This window comes from Citricoccus parietis, assembly GCF_042433045.1.
GTDB lineage: Bacteria > Actinomycetota > Actinomycetes > Actinomycetales > Micrococcaceae > Citricoccus > Citricoccus parietis.
Window position 1 is genome coordinate 1 of sequence record NZ_JBHLWH010000031.1, and the last position, 18,241, is coordinate 18,241.

Genomic DNA, 18,241 nt, shown 5'->3' on the forward strand with positions numbered 1-18,241 from the left:
CCACTGCGCCGATGGTACTGCATCCGGGAGGATGTGGGAGAGTAGGACGCCGCCGGACAACCATTGAACAGAAGCCCTGGACCTCACGGTCCAGGGCTTCTGTGTTTAACACGCCATGCTGGGACAAGCCATGGCGAAGGATCGGAGCCGGCATGGTTTGATGAGGGGCATGTCTGAGAGCCTGTTCCTTGATCCGTTCGCCGTCCCCTCCAGCGGCGAGCATGGCCCTCCGAACACGGGCGCGGGAGCCTCAACGGGAGACGTGGTGCCCGGAACGGTGGTGAACAGCGGCCCTGCGTCGGACGGGGCCACGCATGTGGTGAACGCCTCCATCCCGCTGGACCTGGACCAGGCGGTCGGGGCGTTCGTGGATGACACCCATCTCTGGTGGCCTCGGGGACTCCGTGCCACCGGGGAGGCGGGGCACGTGTACTTCGGTGACGGCGCGCTGTTGGAGGAGGACGCGGACGGCTCGGACGGTGACCAGGTTCCTGCCTACGAGTGGGCGGTCCTGGCGGGTGCGTCGGAAGGCACTCTGGAACTCGACTGGTGGGGCGGCCACCGCGACGCGGCCGATTCGCCCGTCCGGCTCTATCTGTCCTGGTCGGTCGGTCCACATGGGGGAGCGGAGCTGAGCGTCCGAGGGAACGAGCCGACGTCGTGGTTGGAAGAGTGGACCGCGGTCCTGGTCGCGTTCACGCGCTTCACCGGGGGCAGCCTCGCCGAACCGGGCGAGGGCAGCGAAGGGTCCTAGAGGCCGTTCTCCCGGAACATCTTGAGATCCCCGTCCTCGAACTTCTGCTCGAGCACGCGGCCGTTGTTGCGCATCGACTCGAGATCCTGCTTCAGGACGGTGTTCCGGCTGCGGGACACCTCGGTGGCCAGCAGATGCAATTGCTGGGTCCATTCCGGCGCAGCGGCCGGCTTGGCCGAGTCCGGGAGCCGGAGGAACACGTCGAGCGTGCTCGGCAGGTACTGGTACACGAGGGACTCGATGGACAGGCGTTGCTCCGGTGCCTGCTGAACGAGGTCCCAGCGGTTGATCATCTCACCCAGGTGCACGGTGATCATGGACAGGTCGTGCTGGGATTCAGGGGGAAGCTGAGCGTGATGGCTCCGGACCCGTTGGCGGAACTCCGCGAGCCGTCCGTCCATCTCCTCCCGGGTGGCGCCGCGCACGGGGATGCCGGAGGAATAGGTCGGGAGGTGAGCCGGCGTCAGGATCAGGCCTGCCGCGTACCCCAGGGCCGCCGCGAGGAGGGCCGCGAGGATCGACTCGGACAGGAGGCCCACCCCGATGAACACGACGACGAAGGCCGCGAGACCGGCCAGGTTCGGGCGTGACGCCAGGAACTCCCTGAAAGCGCCGAACCCCTCCGCCTCGGTGGCCACGTGTCTCCGTCTCTCCTGCGTTGGTCTCCTGACGTGACCAGTCTAGTGTCCGTGCCGGTCGCCTCCACGGATCGTTTTGGTGAATCCGGCAACGGACGGCTAGGATAGACCACTGTGGTTCCCCGCCGGACTCGGCATGGAACCACTCTCCACGGGGTGTGGCGCAGCTTGGTAGCGCGCGTCGTTCGGGACGACGAGGCCGCAGGTTCAAATCCTGTCACCCCGACCACGAGAAGCCGGCCGGGAGCATCATCAGATGCTCCCGGCCGGCTTTGTTCTCGGTGTTCTCGGCCCGGTTGTCCGTCCCCGCCTGCGTCTACCGGCGCTCGAGCGCCCGCAGGTGCTCCGGGGTGGTGGCGTCCACATGTTCCTGATATTCAGGGTGCTTCTCGATCCACCCCTTCACATACGGGCAGACCGCGACGATCCGGTACCCCTCGGCGATGGACGCGTCCAATGCTCCGCGGACCAGTGTCGAGGCGAGTCCGTGACCACCGTACTCCTCGGCCACCTCGGTGTGGGGGAAGATCCGCTGCCGGGTCCCGTCGGCCGCTGCATGCTCAATGAAGTAGGTCTTGCCGGCCGGCTCTCCGGAGGCGTCCACGTGGATCTCGTACCGCGGCTTGCTGCCCTGGACGACCTGCGGTTGGTCCAGGGTCGGTGTCTGCTCACTCATGGGCTCTCTGGTCTCCTTGACGGTGGGTTGGCGCGGGGTCGCATGCGGGTGGAGGGCAGTGCCGGGGCGGGCAACGGGGCGGGGGTGTCCGCCGGGAAGTCGCCGAACTGTGGGAACGCCCGGCCATCGCGGTACCTGATGCCGATCGTGGCGTCCAGCAGGTCGCCGGACACCGGTGTGCCCAGGGGAGTGCCGGCCAGCGGGGAGTCCTCCCACGGCGCCTCGAAGCCCATCTCGGCCTGGTAGGCGGCGCGCCAGGCGACGATCTCCTCGTGGGTGCGGCCCACGAAGTTCCACCACATGATGATCTGCTCGCCCAGGGGCTCGCCGCCGATCAGCAGCGCGGTGACGGGGTCCGGTCCGGAGGTGATCCTCAGGAGGGTCCGGCCGGGACCGACGAAGCCGAGGTGGTCCTCAGGGATCTCGACCCCGTCCAGGGACAGTGCACCGGTGACCTGGAGCAGGCCGTGCTCGTGGCCGGCGGGGACGTCCACCTCCAGCGTGGTGCCGGGGTCCATGCGCAACTCCACGCCCGTGAGCGGGAGGTGGGTCTTCACCGGAGAGGTGGAGCCCAGCAGGGAGCCGAGGAAGACGCGGGCAGTGTAGCCGGGCCCGGTGACCGGCTCCGGACGGTGGGCCTCGAGCGAGGGAGCGGTGGCACGGGCATGTTCCGGGAAGGCGTACCAGAGCTGGGCGCCGTGGAGGACGGTGGTGTCCGCCGTGGAGTACTCCGAATGGGTGATCCCGGAACCGGCATTCATCAGGTTGACCTCACCGGGGCGGACGGTGGCCCAATTGCCGGCGGAGTCGATGTGGTCCACCCGTCCGGTGAACAGCCAGGAGACGGTCGCCAGCCCCGTGTGCGGGTGACGGGGGACCGCCATGCCCCCGGTGGCGGAGACGTCGTCCGGGCCGTAGAAGTCCAGGAAGCACCAGGCGCCGATCAGGGAGCGGGCCCGCTGCGGCAGGGTGCGTTTGACGGTCATGGCCCGGGGCCCACCGAGCGGGACCGCCCGCGGCTCGAGCAGTTCAACGGTGCCCGTGCCACCGGCGTGCGGGGCCACGCCGTCCGAGAGGCCCTCGGTGAAGCGCGGTCCGGCGGCCGGCCTGTTCCGGCAGACGGTCTCCTGCGGGTCAGTCTCGGTGTTGCTCATGGCGTTTGCCTCGCTTCCAGCTGTTCAACGGCGCCTGACCGGGTGGTGGGACAGGATGGAGATGCGGTTGGTGACGTTCATGGTGATGGCCAGCCACTGGACGGCGGAGTACTGATCGTCCGTCAGCACGTGGTGGCTCATCAGCTGGCTGACGTGCTGGTCCTCCTGGCCGGGTAGCAGGGTGACCGTCTCCGCCAGATCCAGGGCGGCCCGCTCCGTCTCGCTGTAGAGGGCCTCCGCCTCCCGCCAGGCGGCCAACAGGCCGAGGCGCTGGGAGTCGAGGCCGGCGTCGATCCCGTGGCGGGTGTGGATTTCGAGGCAGTAGGCGCAGCCGTTGAGCTGGGAGATGCGCAGGTTCACCAGCTCCACGAGCTGATCGTCCAGGCCGGCCTTCCGGGCGGCGTTCTTCGCGGCGACGGACAATCCGCCCACGGCCTTCCACGCGGCGGGGTCGGACTTGTCCAGGTAGAAGGCCAACGGATCCTGGCGTGCCTCAGAGCTCATGACCATGTCAACCCCGAGCCCGTCAGCAACATTCCTGGCAGGAGCACTTGGACCAGCACCTCAGAAGCTGGAGGAGGAGCCGGCGCCGGAGAAGCTGCCGCCGGAGCTGCCGTATCCGGTCGAGGAGGACGAGGCGGAGGCCTCCGCCTGCTCTCGCGCCGTCACCACGTGGGACTGGCCCGAGGAGTATCCGAGGTGGAAGGCGGTCGCGGTCCAGAACCAGCCGGGCTGGTGCACCGTGTCCAGGATGGAGCCGGGACGGCGGGAGGCGCGGTGGCGTTCCCGTTCCAATTCTCCCTGCAGGGTCTGGCGTTCGGCATCGGACGTGGCGAAGGCATCGATCTGGGCCTTCGCGTAGTCGTCCAGCAGCCCGGTCAGGCGGACCCGCAGGGAGTCCAGGCCGTCGAGGGCCTCGTCCGGGGAGATCTGGCCGGTCTCCAGGCCGGCGCCCAGCCGCTCCAGTTCCCGTTCCGCCTCGGGCCGGAAGGAGCGCAACGGGGTGAGCTGATCGGCCGTGAGCTTGGGCTGTCCCGTCACCAGTTCGTCGATCTGCCTCAGGTCCTCGCGCATCGGCGCGGTCTGGATGTCCCAGGCCTCGGGCCAGCCCGGGTACTTGTTCAGCAGCGTGTTCGTGCTGCCCACGGTGTCGTCGAGTTGGTCGAGTTCCTCTGCCTGCTTCAGGTACGCCGTGATGGCCCGGCGGTGCTCCTTGCGGTGCAGCTTCTTCGCCGGGATGCCGGACAGCCGGTCGTTCTGGCGGGCGGTCTCCACATAGCGTTCGTGGAAGGTGCGGTACCGCTCGAGCACCATGGCCCCGTACTTCGAGCCCTCCGGCACGGTATGGGCGTTCAGCTCGGTGGCCTCGAGGTCCGTGCTGACGTTGGCGAAAGCCTGGTTCCCGCGGTCCAGTTCCGCCTGGGCCTTCTGCTGCTGCTTCTTCCGGCCGGCCGCGACGGCACCACCGAAGATGCCGCCGACGACCACCACGATCGCCCCGCCGATCCACACCCCGGGATGCTGGTACCACGGCCGGTTCATCACGGCCGCGGCGGACTCGGTGGCGTCCAGGGCGGCCTGCGTCCAGTTGGCCTCCGTCAGCGACTCGACGGCGTCCTCCCGGATGTCCTCCTGGGTCTCGAGCCCGACCTTGCGGTCCTCGCCGAAGTAGACCCCCTGCAGGCGGCCCTCCGGGTCGATCGCGTAGATGAACAGGCCGTCCGTCCACTTCTGCCCGTCGTCGCTGATCCACTCCGGATGGTTCTCACGGGCATCGGCCAGGAGGCGCTCGTTGAGGTTGGACTCGGCCTCGCCGCGCTGGGTCCACACCACCACGGTGGTCGGCTCGCGGAAGTCGATGTCCGTCAGGCCCTCGCGCAGGGTCGGCTCGTGGATGACCCCGGCGCCGTCCTCGAGGATGACCTCCTCGGCCTGGTCAGCCTGGGCCGGGGAGGCACCCATGACCAGGGCCGCCGGCACCGCCGCCAGCAATCCGAGCGCCAGACCGAAGGCTGCCATGGTGGCGAGAACGTCACGCAGGCCGGATCGGACGTAATCGGTGTCGGTGGGCATCGGGCGTCCCCTGCTCTCAGAGTCCGATATCGGGTCGGTTCGAGTCGGTTCGGGGAGAGCCGGAGCCGTTCCCCTCAGTCCTGCACCACAGTACCGCCGGTGAGGCGAGCCAGGTCGGGCGCGGACATCGGCTGGTTGAAGACCGGCCCGTCCGGCTCCAGGGCCCGGCCGGCGGCCAGCCCGGGCAGCAGCACCGGGGCGAACCCCAGGTCACCGGCCAGTCGCCCGACGGCGGCCGCGGCCTCCTCGCTGTCCGAGGCCACTCCCAGCGCCCGCCGCACGGGGCCCGGGGAACGGCCCGCGGTGTCCAGGTCCCAGTGGCTGATGTGGTTCAGGGCCTTCACCACCGTGGCGCCGGAGAACCGGGCGGCCAGGACTGCAGAACTGGACCAGCCGGCGTCGAGCGCGGACTGGAGCCAGCTCGGGAGCGGCTCCTCGGCCCAGCGGTTGGTGGCGTCCACGAGGAGGCAGCCGTCCAGCCAGTCCGGGTCCACGGAGTCGAGGTCCTCCTGGGGGACCAGCAGCACCACGATCGGCTGTTCCGTACCGTCCTGCGCGATCTCCTCCGCCGCCACGGCGGTGGCCCGGGGAGCGTACTGGGCCAGGTGCAGGCGCATCGCGGTGGGTGGCCGGCTGGACGCGATCCGCACGGGGAGGCCGGCCGAGGCGGCGGCCCGGGCGAGCGAGGTCCCCGCCCGGCCGGCGCCGAGGATGTTGAGGGGGCGGGGTGTGCCCGGAAGCCCAGTCACGGCGTGACCAGGATGCCGTCCTCATCCGCCCAGAGGGTGGCACCCGGGGTGAAGGTCACGCCGCCGAACCCGACGGGGACGTCCACCTCGCCGGCCCCGTCCTTGGCGGACTTGCGCGGGTTGGACCCCAGGGCCTTGACGCCCAGGTCCAGGGTGCGGACCACGGCCCGGTCCCGGATGGCCCCGTGGATGACCACTCCGGCCCAGCCGTTCCGTACGGCGGCCGCGGCGATGAGGTCCCCCATGAGGGCGGACTCCAGGGAACCGCCGCCGTCCACCACGAGGACTGCGCCGTGTCCGGGGGTGTTCAGGATCTGCTTGACCAGCCCGTTGTCCCGGTGGCAGCGGATGGTCCGCACGGGGCCGGTGAACACCGGCCGGGCGCCGAGGTCCTGGAACTGGACCGAACAGGACTGCAGCGTCTCGTCCGCGTCATAGAGGTCGCACGTGGTGAATCCGGCGGTCATCGGATCTCGTTCCGCTGCAGGCCCAGACCCTCGATCTCCGTCTCCAGGATGTCCCCGGCCTTCAGCCAGGGGCGCCGGCCGGCGTCGTTCTTGCGGGCCAGGGCGACCCCGGCGGGGGTGCCGGTGAGGATGAGGTCCCCGGGCAGCAGGGTGACCATGTCGGAGATGTAGGAGACGAGCTTCTCGGCGCCGAACACGAGGTCCCCGGTGGAGTCCTGCTGCATGACCTCGCCGTTGACGCGGGTGGTGATCGTGGCGCCGAGCGTGTATTCGTCCGGCGTGACCAGCCATGGGCCGATCGGCGTGGTCTCCTCCCAGACCTTTCCCTGCGTCCATTCGGTGGTGCGGCCCTGGTAGCCGCGGACGGAGACGTCATTGGCGATGGCGTAGCCGGCAATGTGGGCGACGGCCTGGTCCTCGGGGATGCGACGGCCGGGCTCGCCGATGACGATGCACAGCTCGCCCTCCCAGTCCAGCCGGTGGTCCTCGGCCGGGACGTCGATGGCATCCGCGGCACCGGTGAGCGTCTGGGCGAACTTGGTGAAGATCGAGGGGTGCTCCGGCAGCTCCAGCCCGGTCTCCAGGATGTGGTTGCGATAGTTCAGCCCGATGCAGAACACCTTGGTGGGGAACGGGATGAGCGTGGCCGGCTTCAGTGCCGAGGCGTCCAGCACCCGGGAGGGCTCCTCCGCGGCCGCGGCCAAGGCGGCCTCCACCAGCTCGGTGCGGTTCGGTTCCGGCAGGGACAGGAAGTCCCCGACGTCGACCACGCCTTCCAGCTCGACGGCGGCCGTGGCGCGGGGACCGTCGGTCTCCGTGACGAGGGCGGCGAACGTGGCGCCCGGGGTGTCTGGGTCCGAGCCGGGCAGTCGATAGGTAGAAAGCTTCATGGGGATATCCCACCACACCGCCCGCCCGGCACGTAGCCGCGCACGTAGCGGGCCCCGGTCGGCTGCCATCCGGGGGACAATGGAGGCATGTACGCACCGCTCGACCTCCAGACCCCGCTCGTCGCCCAGTGGATCGGCATCCTGTTGGCGGTCGCGGGCCTGGCCGTCGTCGCCCATGGGCTGTGGCGGCGCAAACGCTACCGGGCCCACCTTGACGATGAGGACGCCCGCTATGCAGGGCCGGACCGGCTCAGGGATGCCGTCCGCGAGACCTTCGCCGGCGCCGGGGTGCTGGTCATCGGCGTGGCCGCCATCGTCTACTCGGTCTTCGGCAACCAGGCCTGGCAGGACGCCGTCCAGGACAACGTGGCCGCCAAGTACGGGGTCGAATCCGTGCAGGGCAAGGAATGGCGGGGCAATGCGCTCAACGCGGACGTCACCATGCCGGACGGCACGGTCCACCGGGATGTGCTCATCACCTTCGAGGACTCGGGTGAGCCGCAGATCACGCGGGACCTGACCCAGCCGCCCGAGCAGTAGGACCGGGGTTTGCTACCGTGCACCACGTGACCAGCCCGCAGAACGTCCCCGCCTCCACCTACCGCCTGCAGCTCACCGCGGACTTCACGCTCGACAGCGCCCGCGAGATCCTGCCCTATCTGCGGGACCTGGGAGTCGACTGGCTCTACCTCTCCCCGATGCTCGGCGCAGAGGAGGGCTCCACCCACGGCTACGACGTGGTGGACACCACCCAGGTGGACGACGCCCGCGGTGGGGAGACCGGGCTGCGTGAGTTGGCCGAGGCCGTGCACGCGGCCGGCGGCGGAATCCTCGCCGACATCGTGCCGAACCACGTGGGCGTGGCCACCCCCAAGGACAACGCCTGGTGGTGGGACCTGCTCAAGCACGGCCGGGCCTCCAAGTACGCGATGGCCTTCGACATCGACTGGGCCGCCGGGGACTCCCGCATCTGGCTGCCCGTCCTCGGGGACGGCACCGACGAGGACCCGGAGGCCGAACTCGCGAGGCTGCGCGTGGTGGACGGGGAGCTGCACTACTACGAGAACGTCTTCCCCCTGGCGCCGGGCACCGAGGAGGCGGCGCACGCCGCCGTCGCGAACACAGTCGGAGACGGAGACGGAGGCGGGGAGGAAGCTGTAGCCCGCGCCGCCCACGACCTGCAGAACTACCGGCTGATGCCGTGGCGCGAGGCGGACGAGAACCTCAACTACCGCCGCTTCTTCGCGGTCAACTCCCTGGCCGGGGTGCGGGTGGAGATCCCGCGGGTCTTCGCCGAGACCCACCGCGAGATCCTGTCCTGGGTCCGTGACGGACTTGTGGACGGTCTTCGCGTGGACCACCCGGACGGGCTGGCGGATCCGGGCGGATACTTCGAGAACCTGCGGCAGGCGACCGGGGGGATCTACCTGCTCGGGGAGAAGATCCTGGAGTCCGGCGAACGGCTGCCCGCCGCCTGGCCCATGGACGGCACCACCGGCTACGACGCCCTCGGAGAGGTGGACCGCATCCTGACGGACCCTGCCGGCGCCCCTGAGCTCGATGAGGTGGCCGGACGGCTCGGCGGGTGGGGCCGGACCGAGGATCCCGCCGGAGAGACGGCTGCCGCCGCCGAGGTGGTGTGGGCGGAGATGATCCACGGGACCAAGCGTGCCGTGGCGGATGGCATGCTCCGCTCCGAGGTCGAACGCCTGGCGCGGCTCGTCCCCGGACTGGTCCCGGACGACGAGGGGACCGGCGAACACCTCGTCCAGGACGCCCTGGCGGAACTGCTCGCCTGCTTTCCCGTCTACCGTTCCTACCTGCCGACCGGACGCCACCACCTGGACGACGCTGCCGCTGAAACCGTGCGCCGCCGTCCCGACCTGGCGGAGGCGGTCGAGGCGCTCCTGCCGCTGCTGGCCGATCCGGACCACCCCGTGGGCGAACGCTTCCAGCAGACCTCCGGGATGGTCATGGCCAAGGGCGTGGAGGACACCGCCTTCTACCGGTACACGCGGTTGGCGTCGCTGAACGAGGTCGGCGGGGACCCGTCGTCGTTCGCGCTGGAGTTGGAGCGGTTCCACGAGTTGCAGGGCGATCGCCAGGCGCGCATGCCCCGCACCATGACCACGCTCTCCACGCATGACACCAAGCGCAGTGAGGACGTCCGTGCCCGGATCGACGTGCTGTCCGAGATCCCGGGGGAGTGGGTCCGCACCCTGGACCGGCTCAGGGAGCTGGCGCCGCTGGGGGACGGACCGTTCGAGAAGCTGTTGTGGGAGACCATCGTGGGCGCCTGGCCGGTGGACGGCTCCCCGCTCCAGACCCAGCGGCTGGCCGACTACGCGCTCAAGGCCGCCCGCGAGGCCGCGACCCGCACCACCTGGACGGAACAGGACGAGGAGTTCGAGGCCGCGCTCGCGGACCTCGCCGAGCGGGCCACCGGGACGGGCGAGCTGCGGGAGGAGATCCAGCGCATCGCTGACCGGATCGCCGTGCCCGGCGTGACCAACCAGGTGGCCATGAAGCTCATCCAGCTCACCATGCCCGGCATCCCGGACGTCTACCAGGGCACCGAGATTCCGTTCCCCACCCTCGTGGACCCGGATAACCGCCGGCCCGTGGACTTCCGGGAGCGCGCAGCCCTGTTGGCCCGGCTCGACGACGGGTGGGAGCCCGAGTTCCCGGCTCCGGTGGAGTCGGAGGACGGGTCGACCCGGCCCGAGGGCGCCGCGCTCGCCGAGTACGCCGCCGGACTGAAGATGCTCCTCACCTCCCGCGCCCTGCGCGCCCGCCGGGAGCACCCTGAGTGGTTCACCCGCTACGAGGAGCTCGACGTCCTCGGCGAGGCCTCGGACCACGTGGTCGCCTTCACCCGGGGCGGGTGCATCACCGTGGCCACCCGGTGGCCGCTGGGGCTGGAGGACGAAGGCGGATGGGGGGACGCCGCCGTCGTGCTGCCCCGCCAGACCATGGTGGACCTGCTGACGGGGCGCCGCTTCGGCGGGGCCTTCACGGACGGCGCCACGCGTCTGGCCGAGGTCTTCGAACGCCATCCGGTGGCGCTGCTGGTGCCGGAGGACGGGAACACGCTGCGATGAGCGAGGCGAGGATGACCCTGCCGCCCCTGTCCGTGTGGGCGCCGCACGCGCAGACGGTGGAGCTGGCCCTGACCACGGCACCGCCCGGTGCGGTCCACGGCGCCGAGCATCGCTGGGACGGTGCGGAGCGTCTTCCCCTGGACCGGCAGGACGACGGCTGGTGGACTCCCGCTGAGTCGGTCCGCGCACGCTGGACGAACCTGGCGCGCGCGGGCCTGGGATATGGGTTCGTCGTGGACGGCGAAGGGCCGTTCCCGGACCCTCGCTCGCGGTGCCAACCGGACACCGTGCACGGACCCTCACGGCTGTTCGAGGCCTCGGCACATGGCTGGAAGGACGGTGATTGGGCCGGCCGTCCGTTGCGGGGTGCGGTGATCTACGAACTCCACCTCGGCACCTTCACGGACGAGGGCACCCTGGATGCCGGCGCCCAGAAGCTGGACCACCTGGTCTCGCTCGGGGTGACCCACGTGGAGCTGCTGCCCGTGAACTCCTTCGGTGGGAGGCACAACTGGGGCTACGACGGCGTCGGCTGGTACGCCGTGGACGCCTCCTACGGTGGGCCGTCGGCCTATCAACGCTTCGTGGACGCCTGCCACGGGGCGGGGCTGGCCGTGATCCAGGACGTGGTCTACAACCACCTCGGTCCCTCCGGGAACTACCTCCCGCGGTTCGGCCCGTACCTGACCGAGCACTCCACCGGCTGGGGCAGCGGGCTCAACCTGGACGGCCCGGACTCGGACGAGGTGCGCCGGTACATCCTGGACAACGCCCGGATGTGGTTCGAGGACTACCACGTGGACGGACTCCGGTTGGACGCCGTCCACGCGCTGCAGGACACCCGTGCCAGGCACCTGCTCGAGGAGCTGGCCGCGGAGACGGACGCCCTGTCAGGGCGGCTGGGCCGGCCGCTGGTGGTCGTGGCCGAATCGGACCTGAACGATCCGCGGCTCATCACGGAACGGCCCGGCCCCGGGGCCGATGGGGCGGGCGGCTACGGCCTGACGGGGCAGTGGTCGGATGACTTCCACCATGCGGTGCATGTGGCCCTGAGCGGAGAGACGGACGGCTACTACGCGGACTTCGCGCCCCTGTCCGCGCTGGCCAAGGTGCTCAACAACGGGTTCTTCCACGATGGCAGCTGGTCCTCCTTCCGCCAACGCCGCCACGGCCGGCCGCTGGGGGAGCACATCCCCGCCGAGGCCCTGGTGGTCTGCCTCCAGAACCACGACCAGGTCGGCAACCGGGCCGCCGGTGACCGGTTGACAGCGAGCCTCGACGAGGGCCAGCTGGCGATCGGCGCCGCACTGTTGTTGACCGGGCCTTTCACCCCGATGCTCTTCATGGGGGAGGAGTGGGCGGCCTCCACCCCGTGGCAGTTCTTCACCGCGCACCGTGAGCCCGAGCTGGCGCAGGCGGTGACGAAGGGGCGGCGCCGGGAGTTCGCCCGCATGGCCTGGAGTGACGACGAGGTGCCGGACCCGCAGTCCCCGGAGACCTTCGCCGCCTCGAGGCTGCGGTGGGACGAGGCCGAGACCGGCCGGCACGCCCGGCTGTTGGAGCTCTACCGAACCTTGGCCCGGATCCGCATCGAGCGTCCCGAGCTGACCGACCCCGACCGCTCCACCACCCGCGCCGTGGTGGATGACGAGCGCCACTGGGTGCGGATGGACCGCGGCGTGGCCGCGGAAAGTGGCGCTGGCGCCGACGTCGGACCGGGTTCTGTGGTCCTGCTGGCGGCACTGGGCGCGGAGCCGATGCCGGTCCCGGACGAGTTGCGCAGGTACCGTCTGCTCGCGGGCCACGGTGCCGGCGGCCCCTGCACCGCGGTTCCCGACGACGCCCGCGTCCCACCCCACGGCTTCCTGCTCCTCGGGCGCGAGGGTCAGTCGTAGTTCTCTGAGGGGAGTTCGACGGCCTTGAGCATGGTGGTCGTCGGATGCAGCACCACGGCGTCCTCGTCCCGGCGGTGGGGCAGGACGGTGTGGAGGTAGGACTCCAGGGCCTCGTCCAGTGGCACCGACCGGGACTGGTTCTCGGAGAGGTACCAGCGGTGTTCGAGCAACTGGTGCATCACCTCGGCGGGCTCGAGCTTGCCGGACAGGTTCGCCGGGATGGACTGGGCCACGGGCTCGAAGACCTCGGTCAGCCAACGGTTCGCCGCCTCGTGCTCGTCCATCTCGGGGTGGTTGACGGCCCGGTACTCGTCGATGTCCCGCAGCAGCCGCCGGGCCTGGTTCTCCTGCACATCCAGACCGGTCAGCCCCAACAGGCGGCGCTGGTGGTGACCCGGGTCCACGACCTTGGGCTGCAGCACCAGTTCGGAGCCACCCCGGGTGGTGCGGATGGCGTACTCCTCCACATCGAAGCCGAGGGAGTTCAAGCGGCGGATCCGTTCCTCGACCCGCCAGCGTTCGCCGGGCCGGAAGGACATGTCCGCGGTGAGCTCCTCCCACAGTCGGCGGTAGGCATCGATGATCAGCTGCGAGGTGGCCACGGGGTCCACATCCCCCTCCACCAGGCCGCCGGACATCAGGTCCATCAGCTCGCCGGCCACGTTGACCCGGGCCAGCTCCAGGTCGTGCTCCCGCTGGCCGCGGGACAGGGAGGGATGAAGTTCACCTGTCTCGGCATCCACCAGGTAGGCGGCGAAGGCGCCGGCGTCACGGCGGAACAGGGTGTTGGACAGGGAGACGTCCCCCCAGTAGAAGCCGGCCAGGTGCAGCTCCACGAGGAGCAGGGCGAGGGCGTCGATCAGCCGGGTCAGGGTGTCCCGGTGCAGCCGCCGGGAGAACACGGCGCGGTAGGGCAGCGAGAACCGCAGGTGCCGGGTCAAGAGCACCGTCGGCAGGGGCTCTCCGTCCGGATCCGTGCGCCCGGCGACCACGGCCACCGGCTCCACGCAGGGGACATCCAGCCGTTCGAGCCGGCGCAGCAACTGGTATTCGCGGCGGGCGGAGAACTCCGTGGTCTCCTTCACCGCGACCACGGCACCCTCGAGGTGGGCGAACCGCACCACGTGCCGGGACAGTCCGCGGGGGAGGGCGGCGAGGGCGGACTCGGGCCACTCGGCCAAGGGCACGTCCCAGGGCAGGGCGATCAGCGCCGCAGTGTCCACGGTCGTGCCCGAGGTGGTGATGTCCAGACCGGAACGCGGTGTCATGACACGGCAGTGTCCTCCCTCAGCTGGCCCGAGTCCAGCCGTAGCAGGCGGTCCGCCACGGGGGCCACCGGCCCGGGCTCGGCGGTGGCGTACAGCGTGGTGACGTCCAGGGTGCGGGCCAGACTGCGGATCAGCTCCGCCGTGTGGTCCTTCAGGGCCGGGGGCAGGGCGGTGAGGGGATCGTCCATGAGCAGCACGGCGGGCCGGCGGACCACGGCCCGGGCGAGTGCCACCTGCTGCCGTTGCGGGCCGGTCAGCCGCTCGGGTGTCCAGCCGAGCTGCTCCTCCAGGTCCAGGAGACGGGCGGCCTCCCGGACCCGGTCCTGCCGTTCGGCTGGGGGGACACCGGCCACCCGCAGGGCGAAGCTCATGTTCTCCTGCACGTCCATGTGCGGGTAGAGGGCGTAGTGCTGGAAGACGATCACCGCGTCACGGTCGTGCGCCGGCACCTCGGTCACGTCCACGCCACCGATCAGGACCCGACCGGCATCCGGCGGCTCCTGCCCGGCCACGACCCGCAGCAGCGTGGACTTGCCGCTGCGCAGGTCACCGGCGACCACCGTGAACCGGCCGTCCTGGGCCCGGAGGTCCAGCCCGTCCAGGGCGGGGGTCCGCGCTGACGGATACTGGACCGTGATGCCGCGCAGCTCTACGGACGCCATGAGCGCACCGCCTCCAGCACGGTGGCCACGTCCGCCGGCCCCTCAATCCTGAACTGTGCCCCGGTCTCTCCGGGGCCGACCTTGATGGACACGTCCCGGGCCGGGTCCAGCCGGGCGAATCCCGTCTCGTCCGTCACGTCGTCCCCGGCGAACAACACCGCTTCCGCCCCGGTGACAGACCTCAGCAGATCCAGCCCCTGGCCCTTGTCCGCCCGCACCACGGCGACCTCCAGCACGTCCTTGCCGTGCCCGATGAAGAAGGGGGCCAGCCCGGTCAGCTCGCCCAACGCCTCCTCGGCCTCGGCCACGGCCCGGCGTCTCGCCTCCTCCGACCGGGCCAGCCGCACCTGCAGCACCCGGGCCGCCGGCTTGGACTCCACCCACGAGTCCGGATACCGGGGCGCCACTTGCTCCAACACCTGCCCGACGGCGGCCAGCGCCCGATGCTGTTCCTCGTCCAGTTCCAGCGGGGGCGCCTCCGGGCCGAGACGGCGCTCGGCGCCGTGCGAGCCGATGAGCAGCGTCGACTCCGGGGGCGAGGCGACGGCCAGCAGGGATTCCAGGGCGCGGCCGGAGACCAGCGCCGTGTGCACGCCCGGGAGTCCCGCCAGGGTGGCCAGCGCGGTGGCGTTCGCCGGCAGGGGGCGGGCGTTCTCGGCCCGGTCCACGAGCTCGGCCATGACCCCGTCGAAGTCCAGCGCCACGAGGATCGATTCCCGCGCGGCGAACTCCTGCAGGGCGGTGGCCAGCCCCGGACCGGTCATCGTCCGTCCCCCGGCGTGGAACCGTCAGCGGTCCCGCTCCCGTCAAAGGGTTCGTCGACCTCCTGGTCGCGGCGCTCGCGGTCGTCGTCGGTGTCCATGAAGGCCGACTGCTGGCCGCTGTCCTCCGGTCCGGAGCGTTCGGCCGGGACCGCACCGCCGAGGCGGTCGAGGAAGTCCCGGGACCACTTGTTCACGTCATGCGTGACGAGCTGCCGGTGCATCGCCTTCATGCGCTTGGTGGCCTCACCGGCGGACATCTCGGTGGCCTCCATGATGGCCTCCTTCAGCCCGTCGATGTCATGGGGATTGACCAGCAGGGCCTTGCGCAACTGGTCCGCGGCCCCGGCGAACTCGGAGAGCACCAGCACCCCACCCCAGCCGCCGCGGGCCGCCACATACTCCTTGGCCACGAGGTTCATCCCGTCCCGCAGCGCGGTCACCAGCATGACGTCCGCGGCCAGGTAGAGCGCCACCATCTCCTCGACCGGATAGGAGTGGTGCAGGTACCGGATGGCGGTGTGGCCCATCGTGTCGAAGGTGCCGTTGACCCGGCCGACGGACAGCTCGATCTCGTCCCGCAGCTCCTTGTAGGAGTCCACGCCCTCCCGGGACGGGCTGGCCACCTGCACCAGGCAGGCGTCCTCCACGCTCAGCCGGCCGTCCTCGAGCAGTTCGGAGAAGGCCTTGATGCGGTGCCGGATGCCCTTGGTGTAGTCCAGCCGGTCAACGCCCAGAAGGATGGTGCGCGGGTTGCCGAGTTCCTCGCGGATCTGCCGGGCGCGGGCCTGGATGTCCGGGTCCTGGGCCAGGTCCGTGATGGTGTCCACGTCGATCGAGATGGGGAAGGCGGCGGCACCCACGGTGCGGGCGCCGCCGTCGTGCTCCTTCACCTGGACCGTATTGGAACGGAATGAGGAGCCCAGGATGCGCCGCACGGCGCCCTGGAAGTTCGAGACGTCCGAGCGGCGCTGGAAGCCGATCAGGTCCGCTCCGAGCAGGCCCTCGAGCACCGGGCGGCGCCACGGCAGCTGCGCGTAGATCTCGACCGGTGGGAACGGGATGTGGTGGAAGTAGCCGATCCGCAGGTCCGGGCGGAGCCGGCGCAGGATCCGGGGCACCAGCTGCAGCTGGTAGTCCTGCACCCAGACCGTGGCCCCCTCGGCGGCAGTGGCGGCCGCAGCCTGGGCGAAGCGCGCGTTGACCCGCTGATAGGTGTCCCACCACTGCCGGTGGAACTCCGGACGGGCGATGACGTCGTGATACAGCGGCCAGAGGGTGGAATTGGAGAACCCCTCGTAGTACTCGACCAGCTCCCCCTCCGTAAGGGCCACGGGGACCAGGTGCATGCCCTCATGGGTGAAGGGCTCCAGCGGCTCGTCCAGCTCCTCCTCCGGGGAACCGCCCCATCCGACCCATGCGCCCTCCTGCCGGGTCATGATGGGCGCCAGCGCGGTGACCAGGCCGCCGGGCGACCGGCGCCACGAGGTGGTGCCGTCCTCCTCGACCACGCGGTCCACCGCCAGGCGGTTGGCCACGACCACCAGGTCGGAGTGGCCGGGCTCCGGCGGATCCCCGGCCAGCTTCTCGACGAACGGCACGGCGCCGGTGGGGATGTCGACGGTGGTGTTGTTCACTGCGGACCTCCTCGTCCTCTTCCGTTCCCGAGCCTATCGCCAGGGACCGCTCTGAGGGGTTGCCACCGTGTGAACAGGTTTCTCAGGTTGGCCCGGTAGTCTGGCCCACGGCCCGCCGAAGGATGGTATGAGGGGATACCGGCCGGCTACATGACACCGCAGCGACCCCGAGAGTCAGGACGACAGGCAGGACCATGGCGACTAGTAAGAATCAGACGAAGGCCGAACGGCAGCAGACCGCCCGTGAGAAGGCCCGGCAGATGCAGGAGGAGCAGCGCCGCCAGGAGAAGCGGCGTTCCCTCATGGTGCGCTGGGGCGTCGTCATCGGCGTCGTGGTGGTCATCGCCGTGGTGATCGGTGTCATCTTCATGAACTCGTCCCGCTCCATTCCCGACGCCGGCCCCGCGCCGAGCGCGGGCAATGACCAGGGTGGTATCACCCTCACCTCCACCACCGAACTCGCCCCGGGTGACGAAGGCCTCGAGGAGGTCGACGCCACGACCGTCGAGATCCCGGAGGCCACCGGCGAGCAGCCCGAGACCGTCCCCGGTGCGGAGGCCCGCCCGGCCGGTGAGCCGGCCCAGATCATCGTCTACGCCGACGCCAACTGCGTGCACTGCGCCAGCTTCGAGGCGGAGAACGCCGAGCAGCTGAACCAGTGGCTGGACGCCGGCGAGGTCACCGTGGAGTACCGCATGCTGGACTTCCTGGACAACCCCGCCACCGGCAACTACTCCTCCCGCGCCGCCAACGCGGCCACCTGCGTGGCGGAGAACTCCCCGGAGAACTACAACTCCTTCATCACGGGGGTCTTCGGCGCCTACACCGGCCATGGCGGCCAGGGCCTGAGCGACGACGAGCTCAAGGACATGGCCTCCGGCCTGGGAGCCGACATCGACTCCTGCGTGGACGGCAACACCTACCGCCCCTACGTGAAGTACTCCGGCGCCCAGGCCCGAGCCGCGGGCGTCGCGGGTACCCCGTCCGTGTGGGTCCAGGGCCAGAACTGGGCCACCGCGGAGCAGGGACAGTCCTTCACCGACTGGGCCCAGGGCATCATGGACGCGTCCTGATCGCCTGATCCGCTACTCTTGAAGGGCCGGTTTCCGTCCACGTCAGCGGTCATGCTGACAGGGTGCGGTGCCGGCCCTTCTCGCCTCCTTAGCTCAGCTGGCCAGAGCACCTGTCTTGTAAACAGGGGGTCACCGGTTCGAATCCGGTAGGGGGCTCCGACAGAAACCGCGCCGTTGATGGGAAGTACGCCCACAGCGGCGCGTTTTCGTATCCGGTCGCTTACGCAAATCCCGCTCAAAACCCGTCGGGCTGTCTTGCCCGGCCTTCACTGCGTAGACGCATGAAGCTAAATGCAGGCCGAACACGGCGGTTCGATTATGAGAGGGAGCCTGCATGCTGAAATGATGGGTTCTTTACGTCTGTAGGAGGACCTTTGGGTCAAGTCCCGAGTAGTGGTGTAACGGCCTGATCCTTCGTTGGGGGTTTCAGGCGCTGAGTTCGA

At 70.2% G+C, this 18,241-nt stretch carries 17 protein-coding genes and 2 tRNA genes; 7 read left to right on the forward strand and 12 right to left on the reverse strand.

Annotated elements, in window-relative coordinates:
* The first annotated feature begins 169 nt into the window (after positions 1 to 169).
* Complete coding sequence (locus tag ACFFIO_RS11540; RefSeq protein ID WP_378041943.1) at positions 170 to 754, forward strand: hypothetical protein; 585 nt, start codon at positions 170 to 172, stop codon at positions 752 to 754.
* Here ACFFIO_RS11540 and ACFFIO_RS11545 read toward each other — a convergent pair.
* On the reverse strand, positions 751 to 1,392 hold the full coding sequence (locus tag ACFFIO_RS11545) for a hypothetical protein (RefSeq protein ID WP_378041945.1): 642 nt from the start codon (positions 1,390 to 1,392) through the stop codon (positions 751 to 753). The two genes, ACFFIO_RS11540 and ACFFIO_RS11545, sit on opposite strands and share 4 nt — an antisense overlap.
* Before the next feature lie 152 nt (positions 1,393 to 1,544).
* Between ACFFIO_RS11545 and ACFFIO_RS11550 the strand changes: the two genes are divergently transcribed.
* Positions 1,545 to 1,621 (forward strand) — tRNA-Pro (locus ACFFIO_RS11550).
* Between the two features lie 87 nt (positions 1,622 to 1,708).
* On the opposite strand, the gene ACFFIO_RS11555 is transcribed toward ACFFIO_RS11550, so the two are convergent.
* The 7 genes from ACFFIO_RS11555 to ACFFIO_RS11585 all read right to left on the reverse strand — a co-directional run bounded on the left by ACFFIO_RS11555 (position 1,709) and on the right by ACFFIO_RS11585 (position 7,401).
* Positions 1,709 to 2,068 (reverse strand): GNAT family N-acetyltransferase, encoded by a 360-nt coding sequence (locus tag ACFFIO_RS11555; RefSeq protein WP_378041947.1) that lies wholly within the window; start codon positions 2,066 to 2,068, stop codon positions 1,709 to 1,711.
* A complete protein-coding gene (locus ACFFIO_RS11560) occupies positions 2,065 to 3,222 on the reverse strand; it encodes a pirin family protein (protein ID WP_378041949.1) in 1,158 nt (385 codons plus the stop codon). The genes ACFFIO_RS11555 and ACFFIO_RS11560 overlap by 4 nt, the downstream gene beginning before the upstream one ends.
* Positions 3,223 to 3,246: 24 nt before the next feature.
* Positions 3,247 to 3,726, reverse strand: coding sequence for a carboxymuconolactone decarboxylase family protein (locus ACFFIO_RS11565; protein ID WP_378041950.1), 480 nt, complete (start codon positions 3,724 to 3,726; stop codon positions 3,247 to 3,249).
* A 60-nt stretch (positions 3,727 to 3,786) separates the two neighbouring features.
* Positions 3,787 to 5,295, reverse strand: a complete 1,509-nt coding sequence (locus ACFFIO_RS11570) for a DUF5129 domain-containing protein (protein ID WP_378041952.1) — start codon at positions 5,293 to 5,295, stop codon at positions 3,787 to 3,789.
* Positions 5,296 to 5,369: 74 nt separating this feature from the next.
* Positions 5,370 to 6,044 carry an NADPH-dependent F420 reductase gene (locus tag ACFFIO_RS11575; RefSeq protein WP_378041954.1) on the reverse strand — a complete coding sequence of 225 codons (675 nt, stop codon included), beginning with the start codon at positions 6,042 to 6,044 and terminating at the stop codon, positions 5,370 to 5,372.
* Positions 6,041 to 6,511: a ribonuclease E activity regulator RraA gene (gene rraA / locus ACFFIO_RS11580; RefSeq protein ID WP_378041956.1), complete on the reverse strand. Its 471-nt coding sequence runs from the start codon at positions 6,509 to 6,511 to the stop codon at positions 6,041 to 6,043. The genes ACFFIO_RS11575 and rraA overlap by 4 nt, the downstream gene beginning before the upstream one ends.
* The gene (locus tag ACFFIO_RS11585; RefSeq protein WP_378041957.1) at positions 6,508 to 7,401 is read right to left on the reverse strand and encodes a fumarylacetoacetate hydrolase family protein; all 894 of its coding nucleotides are present in this window, start codon (positions 7,399 to 7,401) and stop codon (positions 6,508 to 6,510) included. The genes rraA and ACFFIO_RS11585 overlap by 4 nt, the downstream gene beginning before the upstream one ends.
* A gap of 87 nt (positions 7,402 to 7,488) precedes the next feature.
* On the opposite strand from ACFFIO_RS11585, the gene ACFFIO_RS11590 reads away from it, so the two are divergent.
* Genes ACFFIO_RS11590 through treZ form a run of 3 tightly spaced genes read left to right on the forward strand, consistent with a single transcriptional unit; the run spans position 7,489 to position 12,397 of the window.
* Positions 7,489 to 7,941: a YidH family protein gene (locus ACFFIO_RS11590; RefSeq protein WP_378041958.1), complete on the forward strand. Its 453-nt coding sequence runs from the start codon at positions 7,489 to 7,491 to the stop codon at positions 7,939 to 7,941.
* A gap of 17 nt (positions 7,942 to 7,958) precedes the next feature.
* On the forward strand, positions 7,959 to 10,502 hold the full coding sequence (gene treY / locus ACFFIO_RS11595) for a malto-oligosyltrehalose synthase (RefSeq protein WP_378041960.1): 2,544 nt from the start codon (positions 7,959 to 7,961) through the stop codon (positions 10,500 to 10,502).
* On the forward strand, positions 10,499 to 12,397 hold the full coding sequence (gene treZ, locus ACFFIO_RS11600; protein WP_378041962.1) for a malto-oligosyltrehalose trehalohydrolase: 1,899 nt from the start codon (positions 10,499 to 10,501) through the stop codon (positions 12,395 to 12,397). The genes treY and treZ overlap by 4 nt, the downstream gene beginning before the upstream one ends.
* On the opposite strand, the gene ACFFIO_RS11605 is transcribed toward treZ, so the two are convergent.
* From ACFFIO_RS11605 to ACFFIO_RS11620, 4 genes are read right to left on the reverse strand one after another with little or no spacing between them, the layout of a single operon-like run.
* Complete coding sequence (locus ACFFIO_RS11605) at positions 12,388 to 13,665, reverse strand: DUF4032 domain-containing protein (RefSeq protein WP_378041963.1); 1,278 nt, start codon at positions 13,663 to 13,665, stop codon at positions 12,388 to 12,390. The two genes, treZ and ACFFIO_RS11605, sit on opposite strands and share 10 nt — an antisense overlap.
* Positions 13,662 to 14,327, reverse strand: a complete 666-nt coding sequence (locus ACFFIO_RS11610; protein ID WP_378041964.1) for an ABC transporter ATP-binding protein — start codon at positions 14,325 to 14,327, stop codon at positions 13,662 to 13,664. Before ACFFIO_RS11610 ends, ACFFIO_RS11605 begins: the two co-directional genes overlap by 4 nt.
* Positions 14,315 to 15,091: a trehalose-phosphatase gene (otsB, locus tag ACFFIO_RS11615; RefSeq protein WP_378041965.1), complete on the reverse strand. Its 777-nt coding sequence runs from the start codon at positions 15,089 to 15,091 to the stop codon at positions 14,315 to 14,317. The genes ACFFIO_RS11610 and otsB overlap by 13 nt, the downstream gene beginning before the upstream one ends.
* Entirely contained in the window at positions 15,088 to 16,689 is a 1,602-nt protein-coding gene (locus ACFFIO_RS11620; RefSeq protein WP_378041968.1) for an alpha,alpha-trehalose-phosphate synthase (UDP-forming), read from the reverse strand. The genes otsB and ACFFIO_RS11620 overlap by 4 nt, the downstream gene beginning before the upstream one ends.
* 230 nt (positions 16,690 to 16,919) lie before the next feature.
* On the opposite strand from ACFFIO_RS11620, the gene ACFFIO_RS11625 reads away from it, so the two are divergent.
* Positions 16,920 to 17,798 (forward strand): DsbA family protein, encoded by an 879-nt coding sequence (locus ACFFIO_RS11625; protein WP_378041967.1) that lies wholly within the window; start codon positions 16,920 to 16,922, stop codon positions 17,796 to 17,798.
* Positions 17,799 to 17,880: 82 nt separating this feature from the next.
* Positions 17,881 to 17,954 (forward strand) — tRNA-Thr (locus ACFFIO_RS11630).
* Positions 17,955 to 18,241 lie beyond the last annotated feature (287 nt).